Below are 13,218 nucleotides of genomic sequence, written 5' to 3' on the forward strand. Positions count from 1 at the left end.
CGGGGCATGATGAGACAGGCAGTGGCGATATCGCTGATGCTGGCGTGCGCGGCATGCAGTTCGGCCAACCGGGAAGTGGCGATCCGGCCTGTAAATGCCGAGGCGGCGGCGGCGGCGGGGAAGGACGCCATCGCGCGGGGGCAGTTGCTGTTTTCGCGGGGAGAATATGCGCTGGCACTGGATGCCTACCGGCGGGCGATGCGGCAGGACCCGGCCGATGCGAACGCGCTGAACGGCGTTGCGATCAGCTATGCGGCGATCGGGCGGCATGATCTGGCGCGGGATTATTTCGAGCTGGCTCTGGCGCGTGCACCGATGGACGAGCGCATCCATCGCAACTTCGCGCGAAGCCTGAACGCGCAGGGTTTGCAGGGAGAAGCAAACGCTTTACTGGCTGAGATCGGGCAGGGCGTGCAAGCTGGTGGTGCGCGCCGCCCGACGCTGGCGCAGATCGCGATGGACGGTGGCAAGCGTCCGGCGGCACCCGTGCGGGCGGTCGGGCTGGAGCTGGAGCGGGTTTCGATGGGCGAGGTGCGGCTGCGCACAGTGTCAACGGGCGTCACACAGGCTGCGCTGCCGGGGCGGGCCATTGCGCAATTGAATACCGCGATCGTGACTGTTGCGGATGGGGTTGGCGCGGCGCCAGCCATCACGCTCTCGCGGTCGTTGGCGGCGCCGATCATGACCCGGCCGACGCCTGTTCAAGTGACGGCGGCAGGCTGTGGTGAGCCCAAGGATGGCTCCGGTGCGGGAGCGTCACGCCCCTGCGCGACGATGGCGGGGGGGGATGAGCCCGACAGCCTGTTCCAGAAGCTATGGGCGTGGAGCGGGGGCCGGGGATGAGCATCCTGCTGCTGCTGGCGGCTGGGGCCATCTCGCCCGGCGCGACACTAGCCGAGACGACGCCCGCAGCGGCTCTGGACTATGGCCGATTGATCGATGACGCGATCGAAGGCGGGCGGATCGTACAGGCCGAGCTAATGCTGAGCCAATGGCGCGACGGGGCGCAGGCGCAGGACAAGCGGGGCATTGACATCACGGTCGCGCAAATGGCGCTGGCCAAGGGGCAGGATGCGGAGGCGGAGGCGCGCTTTTCCGCAATCGGCGAGGCGGGAACGGCGGATTGCCGGATCGATGAAGGGCTGGGCATCGCAAGGTTGCGGCTAGGCCGGGCGGATCAGGCGGTCGAAGCGCTGCGCCGCGCGGTCGATCAATGTGCGTCGCGCTGGCGGGCGTGGAACGCGCTGGGCGTCGCTTATGACAAGGCAAAGTCCTGGGCGCTGAGTGCCGACGCCTATGAGCGGGCCTTTCAGTTGACCGACAGGCCGGTGCAGGTGCTGAACAATTATGGGCTTTCGCTGATGGCGCAGGGACAGGCGGACAAGGCGATCGCCATATTCGACAAGGCGCGGGACATGGCGCCCGATGACGCGCGCCTCATCGCGCATAGCGATGCCGCGCAGGTGATGGCTGGACGCGATATAGAAAGGCGCGCCGCCGATGACGCCAATAGCTGGGCCAGGCGGCTGAGCGATGCGGGTCAGGTGGCGTTGCGCATGGGGGATGCGGTGAAGGCGCGGGCCTATCTGAGCCGCGCGGTCACGGAGTCCGAGAGTTTTCAGCCGGAGGCGACTGCGGCTTTAGCTGGCATGGGGGCAAGGCCATGACGAAGGACCTTGTCCTGATTGCGCTGTCGTTGGTTCTGCTGGGCGCGGCGATCGAGGATATTGCGCGGTTGCGGATATCCAACATCTTTCCATTGCTGGTGATGGGGCTGTTCGTGCCCTGGGTTGCCTTGGCCGGATGGGAAAATGACATCTGGCAGAATGGCACGCTGTTTCTGGCCGTGTTTGCGCTCGGATGCCTGATGTTCGCGCTGCGATGGATGGGCGGGGGTGACGTCAAGCTGCTGGCGGCCTGCGCGCTGTGGTTCGATTGGGGTGCGGCGCTGCCCTGGTTTGTTTATGTGACGGTCGGTGGCGGCATGCTGGCGTTGCTGATCATCGCTGGGCGGCGGATGGTGCCGAAAGCGGTGCGGGAAGGGTCTTCACTGTCGATCTTCGCGCCGGGCGGGCCGATCCCTTATGGTGTGGCGATTGCTCTGGGGACGGTGATGGCGCTGTATATGGCGGGGCCTAATCCTAGCGGGGTTGCGCATCTGCCTGCGTTTGTGCGGGGGCTGTAGTCGCGCAACATCGGCATTGTTGAGGGGGGCTGACGCGGAAGCTCGCTGCGCTCGCGCCCACCCCTAACACCTCCCGCTTGCGGGAGGGGGATGTCTTGGATGGTGGTGAGCGAGCGGTCAGTTCTGAAGCGCGCTTTAGCGGGATAGCGGCCGCTTGACGGCTGAGCATCCTCGACCGCGGTGCGCCAATTTTTGACTTTCTGGAGCCAAACCGTGGCGCTTAAATGCGGACGCCATATCGGCGTTGCTGCTGCTTGCGACACCGTTAGCCACAGCAGGGAGGGGGCGAGGACCGTTTCGCAGGCGGGGTGACCGGCGGCAGCTACAAGCGTTAAATGCTCTACTCCGTGCGGAATGGCACGCCTGTATTGATGTGGTCGCGCTCGTACCCGATCACTGCCTCGGCAAAGTCGGATTGCCCAGCCTCCATCTGGCCGAGGTAGTACCAATAAAATTCTTCCGTACTCATCAGCTCATGGAACTTCTTCGACTTCATCGTGAGCAAACTGTCCTGCGCGGCTGTAGTCTCGGTAGGTGTCTTCTCGCTGAGGTGCCGTCGAGCGTTCGCAAGGCAGGCCTCCGCGAGCTTCACGCAGTCCCGCGCCGCCACGTCCCGCACGACCTCGCGAGGCGTTTGCACTCGGTCGGGATCTGCTCGAAGGTCGCTGTACATCGACGGTTCGCGCCCATGCGCTAGATGGAGAGCAAGATCCAAGGCCTTCTCCAGTCCAGCCCGTTGATCGGAGTCGTTCAGAGCCCACATGCTCAGGGCGTAGGTGATCTTCTGCCGGTGATCCGCCATGTGAGCTTTCAGCCGCGCACAGACCGCTGGGTCTGCCAAGTTGCGGAGCTGAGCGTGGAACGCGAGCAACGCCTTTCCAGCCTCTTCCACGGATGAGAACGCAAGGAAGTAGGCGCGCGCCATGTGGTCGTGCTCCAACAGCAGTGCCGCTTCGGCGAGCAACTCCTCACTGTTGTTCAGCGCCGCATCCGCGTAGGCCCGCAGCAGCTCAGGAGTCAGTTTTGGAAATGGCTGTTCGTTCATAACCCTACGTCGGCGGCCGTTCAAATAAGACAACTGGAACCCGAAAAGCAGTCGCCCCCCGGCGACATCCGGCCCGGATAATGGCATAACTGCGCCCACTGTCATCTGAATAAGCGCCCCTCAATTTTCATCGCGCTCCGAGACAGGGCCGTGTGAAAGATGCCGCAAATCCAGTTGGCGCGTCCAGCCTTGTGGTCAGCCCGGCGAGTGACTGGTTTTCTCCAATCGATGCGAGAAAGGCGCCATTCCGTAATCGGCCATTCTGGGTGCCCAAGATCGAAAAGCAGCCCTTCCGCACCTGGCGATCGAAAATTGGCGCTGAACGGCGGGAAATGGTCGCTTGCTGCCGTCCCCGATCTCGTCATGCCAGCGTAAGTTGATGGCGCGCTGCCCAGCCTCCTGAGATCCCAGCCTCCGCTGGATGACGGGTGTTGGGGTGGATCAGGGACTTGGGGGGCGTGGGAGGGTGGCGCGCGCCGGGTCAGGCGCGGGTCAGTAGGCCCTCTACCAAGCCTTCGAACAGGCGGCGGCCGTCGGTTTTGCCGTGGGCGGGTTCGATGACGCGTTCGGGGTGGGGCATCATGCCCAGCACATTGCCAGCTTCGTTGAGGATGCCGGCAATGTTGCGGGCGGAGCCGTTGACGGCTTCGTCATAGCGTAGCGCGACGCGGCCTTCGCCTTCGAGGCGGTCGAGCGTGGCGGCGTCGGCGAAATAGTTGCCGTCATGATGGGCGACGGGATAGGTCACTGTCTCTCCAGCGGCATAGCGGCTGGTGAAGGCGCTCTGGGCGTTTTCGACGGTCAACGCGACATCGCGGCAGACGAAATGGCCGCCTGCGTTGCGTAGCAGCGCGCCGGGGAGCAGGCCGCTTTCGGTCAGTACCTGGAAGCCGTTGCAGATGCCGAGCACATAGGTGCCGCGCTCGGCCGCCTTGGCGACGGCCTGCATGACGGGCGAGCGGGCGGCCATCGCGCCGGAGCGCAGATAGTCGCCGTAGGAGAAGCCGCCGGGTACGCCGATCAGGTCGATGCCTTCGGGCAATTCGGTGTCGCGATGCCAGACCATGACCGGCTTTTCACCGCTCACCGCCTCGAAAGCCACGGCGAGGTCGCGGTCGCAATTGCTGCCGGGGAAGACGATGACGGCGCTCTTCATGGCTCAGGCCACCTTTTCGATGCGGTAGTTTTCGATCACCGTGTTGGCGAGCAGCTTGCGGCACATGGCGTCAATATCTTCGTCGCTGGTGCCGTCGGCAAGGTCCAGCTCAATGAGCTTGCCCGCGCGCACGTCGTTGACGCCCGAGAAGCCGAGGCCGTCGAGTGCGTGGTGGATCGCCTTGCCCTGCGGGTCGAGGACGCCGCCCTTGAGGGTGACGAAGATGCGGGCTTTCATGAGGCCAAAAACTCCGTGGATTGCTATGGCGCACCCCCTAGTCCCCTGCGCCGCGCCAGGCAAGGCATTATCCCTTTATTAGTGGGCCGACGCTATGGTTGCGGGGACGGGACAGAGGGTTTTGAATATGGCTGGTCTTGCGCTGGCGATGTTTGTGGGGCTTTTTGCCTTTGGGCAGCAGATCGTCGGCTATGACGATCCGCATGGGCGTGTTCAGCTGGCCCTGCTGGCTACCTTCGCCTTCGGTGTTCTGATCGGATACCGGGCTAGCGCTTGAGCTTAACTGGAAAAGTTGTTCGTTTCAGCGGTCCTCTGTTTTAGGGCGGGGCGATGAGCGGCGATTATCTTTATTATGCATGCGCGATCGTGGCGGTTGTCCTTTCCGGGCTCGCCAAGGGTGGTTTTGCCGGGGCCGGGGCGCTGGCCATGCCGATCATGGCGCTGGGCATCGATCCGGTGCGGGCGGCGGCGATCATGCTGCCTATCCTAATATTGCAGGATGCGGTGAGCGTCTGGTCGTTCCGGCATAGCTGGGATCGGCATATATTGAAGGTGATGATGCCGGGCATGGTTGTCGGCGTGGGGCTGGGTTATCTGTTCGCTGCGCGGGTGCCTGAGACGGCTGTGTTGGGGGCGCTCGGTTTCATTTCGACGCTGTTCGGCGCGCAGAGGCTGTGGGTTGAGCGGGGCGGGAAGGTCGTTCTGCCGTCCAGTTCGCCGGATTGGGTGGGCACATTGCTCGGCGTTGCGAGCGGATTTACCAGCCAAATCGCGCATGCGGGCGCGCCGCCATTCCAGATGTGGGTGATGCCCAAGCGGCTGGCGCGTGACGTGCTGATCGGCACTACGGCGATTGCCTTTGCCATCATGAACTGGATCAAGGTGCCCGCTTATGCGGCGTTGGGGCAATTTACGCGGGCTAATTTGATGGCGACCGCGATGCTGGCGCCGGTGGCCATTGGAGCGACCTATGCGGGGGTGGTGTTGGCGCGGAAGGTTGATCCGGCGCGGTTTTACACGCTGATTTATGTGTTGATGGTGCTGTTGGGGGTGAAGTTGATGGTGGATGCGGTGGTGGGATAGGGGATTTTCCCCTCCACCACTCGCTTTGCGAGCGGTCCCCCTCCCCATCTATCGATGGGGAGGATTTGGGAGTCAGTCTTTGCTGCGCTTTTTGCGGTGGGTGTCGAGGTCGAGGACGGTCGTGTCCGCGCCTTCGGGCAGGAGGCCCAAGCGGCGGGCGACTTCCTGATAGGCTTCGACTTCGCCGCCAAGGTCGCGGCGGAAGCGGTCCTTGTCCAGCTTTTCGCCGGTGTTCATGTCCCACAGGCGACAGCCGTCCGGGCTGATTTCGTCGGCCAGGATGATGCGGCTGAAGTCGCCGTCCCACAAGCGGCCAAACTCCAGCTTGAAGTCGACAAGGCGGATGCCGATGGCCGCGAAGAGGCCGCACATGAAGTCGTTGATGCGGATTGCCATGTCGGCGATGTCGTGCATCTCTTCCTGCGTGGCCCAGCCGAAGCAGGCGATATGTTCTTCGGATACGAGCGGGTCGCCCAGCGCGTCATCCTTGTAGCAATATTCGATGAGGGTGCGGGGCAGCTGCGTGCCTTCCTCAATCCCCAGCTTCTTGCTCAAGGAACCGGCGGCGACGTTGCGCACCACGACCTCGATCGGCACGATTTCGACCTGGCGGACCAGCTGCTCGCGCATGTTGAGGCGGCGGATGAAGTGGGTGGGCACGCCAATCTGGCCGAGCAGGGTGAAGATATGTTCGGAAATGCGGTTGTTGAGCACGCCCTTGCCGGAAATCGTGCCCTTCTTCTGCGCGTTGAAGGCGGTCGCGTCGTCCTTGAAATATTGGATGATCGTGCCGGGCTCAGGGCCTTCGTAAAGGATCTTTGCCTTGCCTTCGTAGATCTGGCGGCGACGGGCCATGCGCGTTCCTGTCTTCCCAAGAAAAGAATGTGCCCCGGCAACGCGAATCGAAGAGGATCAGCGGGTGCCGGGGCTGCTGGCGTGGCCCATAGACCAAAGCAGGCGGGGGTGCAATTAGCGCGCTGATCTGGCCGCGAACCGACATGGGTTCAATGGCTTCGTCCGGCGAGGTCGGTTCAGTGCGCGATTTCGACGTCCGCCGTCTGCTCATCGTCGCGGTGGACCGCCGTCAGCCGTTCGGTGAAGCAGCGGCGCCACCAGCTGATGTCCTGTTCCTCGACACAGTCCATCATCGAACGCCAGCGGCGCTTGCGTTCATCGAGTGGCATGGCGAGGGCGCGGTTGATCGCGTCGGACATCTCCTCCGGGCTGTAGGGGTTGATGAGCAGCGCGTCCTTGAGCTGGGTCGCGGCGCCAGCGAAGCGGGAGAGGATGAGGACGCCCGGATCATTGGGGTCCTGCGCGGCGACATATTCCTTCGCGACGAGGTTCATGCCGTCGCGCAAGGGGGTGACGAGGCCGATGCGGGCGGCGCGGTAGATGCCCGCCAGCTTGTCGCGCGGATAGCCCTGATTCACATAGCGGATCGGGGTCCAGTCCACGTCGCTATATTCGCCGTTGATGCGCCCGGCGGTGGCGTCGAGCGTCGAGCGAATGTGCTGGTAGCTTTCCACTTCCCCCCGCGACGGCGGGGCGATTTGCGTCAGGACCACCTTGCGATGATGTTCGGGATGGTCCTTGAGGAAGCGGGCATAGCCGCTGAATCTTTCCTCCAGCCCCTTGCTGTAGTCGAGCCGGTCCACGCCCACGATCATCGCGCGGTCCTGCAATGAGCGGCGGACCTGTTCGAACATCTTTTTCGCGGGTTCACTGACGGCGGCGTTGGAAAATTCCTGCGCGTTGATGCCTATGGGGCAGGCGATCGCCTGAATCGTGCGGTCGCCCAGCGTGACGAAGTCGCCATTTACCGTCCCGTTCATCTCCCGCTCTACATAGTGGCGGAAGGATTCGAGCCATTCTTCCGTATGGAAACCGATGACGTCATAGGCGAACAATGTCTGCACCAACTTGGTATGATGGGGCAGGGACACGAGTAGGCGGGTGGGCGGCCATGGGATGTGGAGGAAGAAGCCCATCCGGTTGTTATGCCCCTTGTCCCGCAACATCTGGCCGAGCGGGATCATGTGATAATCCTGCACCCAGATGATGTCTTCGGGCTCGATCAACGGGCTGGTCGTGTCGGCGAAGCGGTGGTTGACGCGGTTATAGCCGCCTTCGAAATCACGGGCATATTCGGCCAGATCGATGCGGAAATGGAAAAGCGGCCAGAGCGTCTTGTTGGCATAGCCGTTATAATATTCATCGACGTCCTGTTCTTCGAGGTCGATCGTTGCCGTCTTGACGCCTTCATCTTCGGAGAAGCCGATATGGCCGGTGAAATTTTCGGTGATTTCGCCGGACCAGCCTACCCAGATGCCCCGGCTTTCCCGCAGCGCTTGCGACAAGGCGACGGCAAGGCCGCCCTGATTGCCGGATTTGTTGGGTCTGCTGACTCGGTTGGAAATGACTATCAGGCGGCTCATCGCATCACGCTCCACGGCTTGCTCAGCAGAACGGCGCAGTTGATGATGCCGACCAATGAGTAGGTCTGGGGATAATTGCCCCACAATTCCCCTGTCGCGGGATCGATATCCTCCGACAGCAGCCCGGCGGCGGTGCGGCGGGACAGCATTTCTTCAAACAGCAGCCGTGCTTCTTCCGTGCGGCCGGTGCGGTGCAGGGCCTCTATCAGCCAGAAGGTGCACACGTTGAAGGCGGTGACGGGCTCCCCGAAATCATCCGGTGTGCTGTAACGAAGCATGTCGTTGCCCCGGCGGAGATCCTTTTCCAGTGCCTTCAACGTACCGACGAACATCGGATTGTCGGCGGTCAGGAAGCGCAGGTCCAGAAGCTGAAGCAGCGAGGCGTCGCGGGCATCATCCTCGAAATTGGCGGAGATGGCGTTGCTGCCGCTGCGCCAGGCCGATTGCAGGATGCGGGCCTTCATGATCTCGGCCCGTTCGCGCCAATAAACCTCCCGCTCGGGCAGGTCCAACGCGGCGGCGGCATGGGCGAGGCGGTCGCAGGCGGCCCAGCACATCACCGCGCTATAGCTGTGCACATGAGCGCGGGTGCGCAGTTCCCACAGGCCAGCGTCGGGCTGGTCATAGACCGACCATGCGCGTTCGCCGACTGCTTCCAAGGATTCGAAGTCGGACATGCCCGCCATGCGGAGCAGGCGCTGATCAATGAAGCCCTGAACCGAGGACAGGACGATCTGGCCATAGGCATCATGCTGAATCTGGGAATAGGCGGCGTTGCCGACGCGAACCGGCCCCATGCCGCGATAGCCCGGAAGGTTCTGCGCCTCGCGTTCCTCCAGCGTGGCGTTGCCGCGCACGTCATAGAGCGGCTGGATATGGCCGCCCTTTGCGCCATCGACGATGTTGCGAAGGTAGACGAGGTAGCTTTCCAATACGTCGAGCGCGCCGAGGCGGTTGAGCGCTTCCACCGTGTAATAAGCGTCGCGTATCCAGCAGTAGCGATAGTCCCAGTTGCGGCCTGAATCGGCATGTTCCGGGATGCTGGTGGTCAGCGCCGCGACGATCGCGCCGGTTTCCTCATGCTGGCAAAGCTTTAGCGTGATGGCCGAGCGAATGACCGCTTCCTGCCATTCGGCGGGAATGGCGAGGCCGCGCACCCAGACCTGCCATTCATGGATGGTGTCGTCCAGCATGCGCTCCACTTCGGGGCGAAGCGCATCCGAAAAGCTTTCGTCCGGCCCGAGGAAAAAGTGCATGTCATGTTCGAGCCGGAACCAGCTTTCCTGAGAAATGAGGCCGATGGGCGCGTTGGTCGACATGCGCATCGCCATGTAGGACAGGACTAGGCGAATATGGTTTGAGCCATAGCTGATCGGCACGCTTTCTGAATTCCAGGACGTGGTCGGGCGGAGCCGCACGCGGATGCGGGGGCTGCCAGCCACAGGCCGGACGATCCGAGCAAACGCCACCGGGCGGTACATGCGGCCCATATGGCGATGGCGCGGGCAGAAGTCGTAAAGCTCTATGGCATTGCCGTGATCATCGGTCAGGCGGGTCACGAGGATGGGCGTGTTACGGATATAATGTTGTTCGACGCTGACGCAGTTTTCCAGCTCAATCGCCCAGAAGCCGCGCGCTTCCGGCGCGTCCCAGCTCTTGTCGTCGAGTAGGGCGGAAAAGACGGGGTCCCCGTCCACGCGGGGCACGCACGCCCATATCATCCGCCCTGCGCGATCGATCAGCGCGGATGCCTGGCAATTGCCGATGGGCCAGAGATCGAGAGTGCGTTCGTTTCCGGCGGAATGCGTTGTACTGGTCCTGACTATCGGTCTGCCCCCCTGGCTCGTTCAAACGAAGGGGGCGCCAGCCATGGCTCAGCCGGGCCGGACGACCCCCCGCGCGAGATAATGCCTGACGGCGGCAACCTGTTCCAAAGAGAATGCGGCGAGTGTCGTCCGGGGCGGGCCGACCAGAATGCCCGCGCCGCCCAGTTCGGTGGCGGCGGCAAAGCCTTCCTCATCCGTGACATCGTCGCCGATGAAGAGCGGGCGGCCACCTGCCATGGGGGTGCGCGCCATCAGCGTGTGGACCGCGCTGCCCTTGTCCGCGCCGCCGGGGCGCAGTTCGAACAGCATCTTGCCCGGTTGCACGGCGAGACCAAGTTTGGCGGCGAGGTCGCGGGCCAGTTCGCCCGCCTGCTCACCCCATTGAGGGGCGCCGCGGAAGTGCAGGCCGACGCTGATCGATTTGCGTTCGACCAATATGCCGGGCTTGCCCTCCGCAAAGCTGTGGAAGGCCGCTTCGGCATCATCGACCGCCGGGCGACGAGGGGCGGCTTCGACCTGTTCGCCGGGCTGGGCAAATTCCAGCCCGTGTGTTCCGGCGAGCAGGAAGTCGGCGAACCCCAGATCGCGCAGGGTGACGATCGACCGGCCGCTGACGATTGCCAGACGGCCTTGCAGCACATCGCGCAATTCGCCGAGCAGGGTGAGGAGGTCGCCATCCACGACTACGCCGTCAGGTGTGGCGGCGATCGGCGCGAGGGTGCCGTCAAAGTCGAGAAACAGCGCCGCGCCGGTCAGCAGCGAGGCAGGCGGCGGCGGGAGGGCGATGACAGGAGGTGGGTTGGAATCGGACACGGGCGCAAATTGGCCCGTGGCGGGGAATGTGCAAGCCCCGGAGGGCGAAGGAGGTGAATTTTTCGGGGCTGTAATCCCCGTTTCCGTTTTGTCGTTGCGCTGCTATTCCGATCGCGATGACCGATTTTCGCGACCCGTTCGACGCTATCAAGGATCACCCGTTCGACGAAGCGCTGTCCCAGCGCTACCTCGTCTATGCGCTTTCCACGATCACGGCGCGGTCGCTGCCTGACCTGCGCGATGGATTGAAGCCGGTGCACCGGCGTCTGTTGTGGGCGATGCGGCTGCTCAAGATGGAGCCGGGCGGGGCGTCGCCGGATGTGCTGGTCGCCAATCCGGCGCGTAACACGACTTCTTATAAGAAATGCGCGCGCGTCGTGGGCGATGTGATCGGTAAATATCACCCGCATGGCGATACGTCGGTCTATGACGCCATGGTGCGGTTGGCGCAGGATTTCTCGCTGCGCACCCCTCTGGTCGATGGGCAGGGCAATTTCGGCAATATCGACGGCGATAATGCGGCCGCCATGCGCTACACCGAGGCGCGGCTGACGCAGGCGGCGGCCGATTTGATGGCCGGGCTGGACGAGGGGACCGTCGAGTTCAGGCCCACTTATAATGGCGAGGATGAAGAGCCGGAGGTTTTCCCCGGCCTTTTCCCCAACCTGCTGGCAAATGGCGCAAGCGGGATCGCGGTCGGCATGGCGACGAGCATTCCGCCGCACAATGTCGCAGAGCTGATCGATGCGGCGAGCCTGCTGATCGAAAATCCGGACGCTGAACATGCAGAGCTGATGCAGATCGTGCGCGGGCCGGATTTCCCGACCGGCGGCGTGCTGGTGGATAACGCTTCCATCATTTCGGAAGCCTATGCGACGGGGCGGGGATCGTTCCGCACGCGGGCGCGCTGGCACAAGGAAGATGGCGGGCGCGGGACCTGGGTGGCAGTGGTCACGCAAATCCCCTTCCAGGTGCAGAAGTCCAAGCTGATCGAGCAGATCGCGGCGCTGATCAACGACAAGAAGCTGCCGATACTGGCGGATGTACGGGATGAGAGCGACGCGGAGATCCGCATTGTCCTGGAACCGCGGGCACGGACGGTCGATTCCGATGTGCTGATGGACAGCCTGTTCCGGCTGACTGACCTGGAGAACCGCTTTCCGCTGAACCTCAACGTGCTGGACGCGAGCCGGACGCCGCGCGTTCTGGGGCTGAAGCCGGTGTTGATCGAGTGGCTGAAGCACCAGATCGACGTGCTGGTGCGGCGGGCGCAGCATCGGCTGGACAAGATCGCCGCGCGGGTCGAACTGCTCGACGGCTATATCATCGCCTATCTGAACCTCGATCGGGTGATCGAAATCATCCGGACAGAGGATGAGCCCAAGGCAGTGATGATGGAGGAGTTTGGGCTGAACGACCGGCAGGCCGAAGCAATCCTCAACATGCGGCTGCGTTCGCTGCGCAAGCTGGAGGAGATGGAGCTGCGGCGCGAGCATGCGGGGCTGCTCAAGGAACGGGATGAGCTTACCAAGCTGGTCGAGAGTCCTACCCGTCAGCGCAACCGGCTGAAAAAGGATCTGGCGGAACTACGCAAGCGCTATTCGCCAGAGAGCGATATCGGCAGGCGGCGGACTTTGGTGGAGGAAGCAGCGCCCGCGCGCGAAATTCCGCTGGAGGCGATGATCGAGCGCGAGCCGATCACCGTGATCCTGTCGGAGCGCGGCTGGATACGGGCGATGAGCGGTCATCGCGACCTTTCTTCGGCGGACACGTTGAAGTTTAAGGAAGGCGACGGGCCGAAAATCGCTTTCCATGCGCAAACGACCGACAAGCTGCTGCTGGCGACGGCGAGCGGGCGCATATTCACGCTGGGGGCGGACAAGTTGCCGGGCGGGCGCGGATTTGGCGATCCGGTGCGGTCGCTGGTCGATATGGATGATCAAGGCGACATCGTGGCGCTGTTCCCTGCGAAGACAGGAAGCGAATTGTTGCTGGCGGCGTCGGACGGCAGGGGCTTTGTCGCGGCGGTCGCGGATGTCATTGCCGAGACGCGCAAGGGCAAGCAGGTGGTGAACGTGCGTCCGGGCTCGCGCTTGACGGTGGTTCACGTCATCGGGGCAGAGGCGGACAGCGTCGCCGTGGTCGGTGAGAATCGCAAGCTGCTGGTGTTCCCGCTGGTCGAAATGCCGCGCATGTCGCGCGGGCAGGGCGTGCAGATGCAGCGTTATCGCGATGGCGGTCTGTCGGACGCCGTCACTTTCCGGATGAGCGATGGCCTGAGCTGGGCGATGGGCGGAGGGAGCGGGCGCATCCGAACCGAGGCCGACATGACGCCGTGGCGTGTGGCGCGCGGGGCGGCAGGGCGGATGCCGCCGGTCGGCTTCCCGCGAGACAACCGATTTTGACGATCGCATAACAAGCCGGATATCTTCTTG

The 13,218-nt window shown here is 63.4% G+C and carries 13 protein-coding genes; 6 read left to right on the top strand and 7 right to left on the bottom strand.

The window, feature by feature from the left end; all coding sequences use genetic code 11:
- The first annotated feature begins 6 nt into the window (after positions 1-6).
- The 3 genes from IZV00_RS03680 to IZV00_RS03690 are packed head-to-tail and all read left to right on the top strand — an operon-like array spanning position 7 to position 2,185.
- Positions 7-843 carry a tetratricopeptide repeat protein gene (locus IZV00_RS03680; RefSeq protein WP_196225826.1) on the top strand — a complete coding sequence of 279 codons (837 nt, stop codon included), beginning with the start codon at positions 7-9 and terminating at the stop codon, positions 841-843.
- Positions 840-1,667, top strand: coding sequence for a tetratricopeptide repeat protein (locus IZV00_RS03685; protein ID WP_196225827.1), 828 nt, complete (start codon positions 840-842; stop codon positions 1,665-1,667). Before IZV00_RS03680 ends, IZV00_RS03685 begins: the two co-directional genes overlap by 4 nt.
- On the top strand, positions 1,664-2,185 hold the full coding sequence (locus tag IZV00_RS03690) for an A24 family peptidase (protein WP_196225828.1): 522 nt from the start codon (positions 1,664-1,666) through the stop codon (positions 2,183-2,185). Before IZV00_RS03685 ends, IZV00_RS03690 begins: the two co-directional genes overlap by 4 nt.
- A gap of 340 nt (positions 2,186-2,525) precedes the next feature.
- Here the strand turns inward: IZV00_RS03690 and IZV00_RS03695 are convergent, their stop codons facing one another.
- From IZV00_RS03695 to purS, 3 genes are all read right to left on the bottom strand, one after another.
- Complete coding sequence (locus IZV00_RS03695; RefSeq protein WP_196225829.1) at positions 2,526-3,230, bottom strand: AbiV family abortive infection protein; 705 nt, start codon at positions 3,228-3,230, stop codon at positions 2,526-2,528.
- A gap of 481 nt (positions 3,231-3,711) precedes the next feature.
- Entirely contained in the window at positions 3,712-4,386 is a 675-nt protein-coding gene (gene purQ / locus IZV00_RS03700) for a phosphoribosylformylglycinamidine synthase subunit PurQ (RefSeq protein ID WP_196225830.1), read from the bottom strand.
- Positions 4,387-4,389: 3 nt separating this feature from the next.
- Positions 4,390-4,623: a phosphoribosylformylglycinamidine synthase subunit PurS gene (gene purS / locus IZV00_RS03705; protein ID WP_022683267.1), complete on the bottom strand. Its 234-nt coding sequence runs from the start codon at positions 4,621-4,623 to the stop codon at positions 4,390-4,392.
- A 127-nt stretch (positions 4,624-4,750) separates the two neighbouring features.
- Between purS and IZV00_RS03710 the strand changes: the two genes are divergently transcribed.
- Together IZV00_RS03710 and IZV00_RS03715 are read left to right on the top strand one after the other, a co-directional pair.
- Complete coding sequence (locus tag IZV00_RS03710; RefSeq protein ID WP_176502204.1) at positions 4,751-4,900, top strand: hypothetical protein; 150 nt, start codon at positions 4,751-4,753, stop codon at positions 4,898-4,900.
- A gap of 53 nt (positions 4,901-4,953) precedes the next feature.
- The gene (locus tag IZV00_RS03715) at positions 4,954-5,706 is read left to right on the top strand and encodes a sulfite exporter TauE/SafE family protein (protein ID WP_196225831.1); all 753 of its coding nucleotides are present in this window, start codon (positions 4,954-4,956) and stop codon (positions 5,704-5,706) included.
- Between the two features lie 72 nt (positions 5,707-5,778).
- Here IZV00_RS03715 and purC read toward each other — a convergent pair whose 3' ends face one another.
- The 4 genes from purC to otsB form a co-directional block, all read right to left on the bottom strand.
- On the bottom strand, positions 5,779-6,561 hold the full coding sequence (purC, locus tag IZV00_RS03720; protein WP_196225832.1) for a phosphoribosylaminoimidazolesuccinocarboxamide synthase: 783 nt from the start codon (positions 6,559-6,561) through the stop codon (positions 5,779-5,781).
- Positions 6,562-6,737: 176 nt separating this feature from the next.
- Positions 6,738-8,144: an alpha,alpha-trehalose-phosphate synthase (UDP-forming) gene (gene otsA, locus IZV00_RS03725; RefSeq protein WP_196225833.1), complete on the bottom strand. Its 1,407-nt coding sequence runs from the start codon at positions 8,142-8,144 to the stop codon at positions 6,738-6,740.
- Positions 8,141-9,910, bottom strand: coding sequence for a glycoside hydrolase family 15 protein (locus IZV00_RS03730; protein WP_268934783.1), 1,770 nt, complete (start codon positions 9,908-9,910; stop codon positions 8,141-8,143). Before IZV00_RS03730 ends, otsA begins: the two co-directional genes overlap by 4 nt.
- Before the next feature lie 108 nt (positions 9,911-10,018).
- A complete protein-coding gene (gene otsB, locus IZV00_RS03735; RefSeq protein ID WP_196225835.1) occupies positions 10,019-10,783 on the bottom strand; it encodes a trehalose-phosphatase in 765 nt (254 codons plus the stop codon).
- A 116-nt stretch (positions 10,784-10,899) separates the two neighbouring features.
- Between otsB and parC the strand changes: the two genes are divergently transcribed.
- A complete protein-coding gene (gene parC, locus IZV00_RS03740; protein WP_196225836.1) occupies positions 10,900-13,188 on the top strand; it encodes a DNA topoisomerase IV subunit A in 2,289 nt (762 codons plus the stop codon).
- The last annotated feature ends 30 nt before the right edge of the window (positions 13,189-13,218 follow it).

Source organism: Sphingobium sp. Cam5-1 (genome assembly GCF_015693305.1).
In the GTDB taxonomy this organism is placed as follows: domain Bacteria; phylum Pseudomonadota; class Alphaproteobacteria; order Sphingomonadales; family Sphingomonadaceae; genus Sphingobium.

Bases quoted from the DNA above. Each gene is read 5' to 3' on its own strand.
- IZV00_RS03680 (WP_196225826.1), top strand. From the start codon at position 7: ATGATGAGACAGGCAGTGGCGATATCGCTGATGCTGGCGTGCGCGGCA.
- IZV00_RS03685 (WP_196225827.1), top strand. From the start codon at position 840: ATGAGCATCCTGCTGCTGCTGGCGGCTGGGGCCATCTCGCCCGGCGCG.
- IZV00_RS03690 (WP_196225828.1), top strand. From the start codon at position 1,664: ATGACGAAGGACCTTGTCCTGATTGCGCTGTCGTTGGTTCTGCTGGGC.
- IZV00_RS03695 (WP_196225829.1), bottom strand. From the start codon at position 3,230: ATGAACGAACAGCCATTTCCAAAACTGACTCCTGAGCTGCTGCGGGCC.
- purQ (WP_196225830.1), bottom strand. From the start codon at position 4,386: ATGAAGAGCGCCGTCATCGTCTTCCCCGGCAGCAATTGCGACCGCGAC.
- purS (WP_022683267.1), bottom strand. From the start codon at position 4,623: ATGAAAGCCCGCATCTTCGTCACCCTCAAGGGCGGCGTCCTCGACCCG.
- IZV00_RS03710 (WP_176502204.1), top strand. From the start codon at position 4,751: ATGGCTGGTCTTGCGCTGGCGATGTTTGTGGGGCTTTTTGCCTTTGGG.
- IZV00_RS03715 (WP_196225831.1), top strand. From the start codon at position 4,954: ATGAGCGGCGATTATCTTTATTATGCATGCGCGATCGTGGCGGTTGTC.
- purC (WP_196225832.1), bottom strand. From the start codon at position 6,561: ATGGCCCGTCGCCGCCAGATCTACGAAGGCAAGGCAAAGATCCTTTAC.
- otsA (WP_196225833.1), bottom strand. From the start codon at position 8,144: ATGAGCCGCCTGATAGTCATTTCCAACCGAGTCAGCAGACCCAACAAA.
- parC (WP_196225836.1), top strand. From the start codon at position 10,900: ATGACCGATTTTCGCGACCCGTTCGACGCTATCAAGGATCACCCGTTC.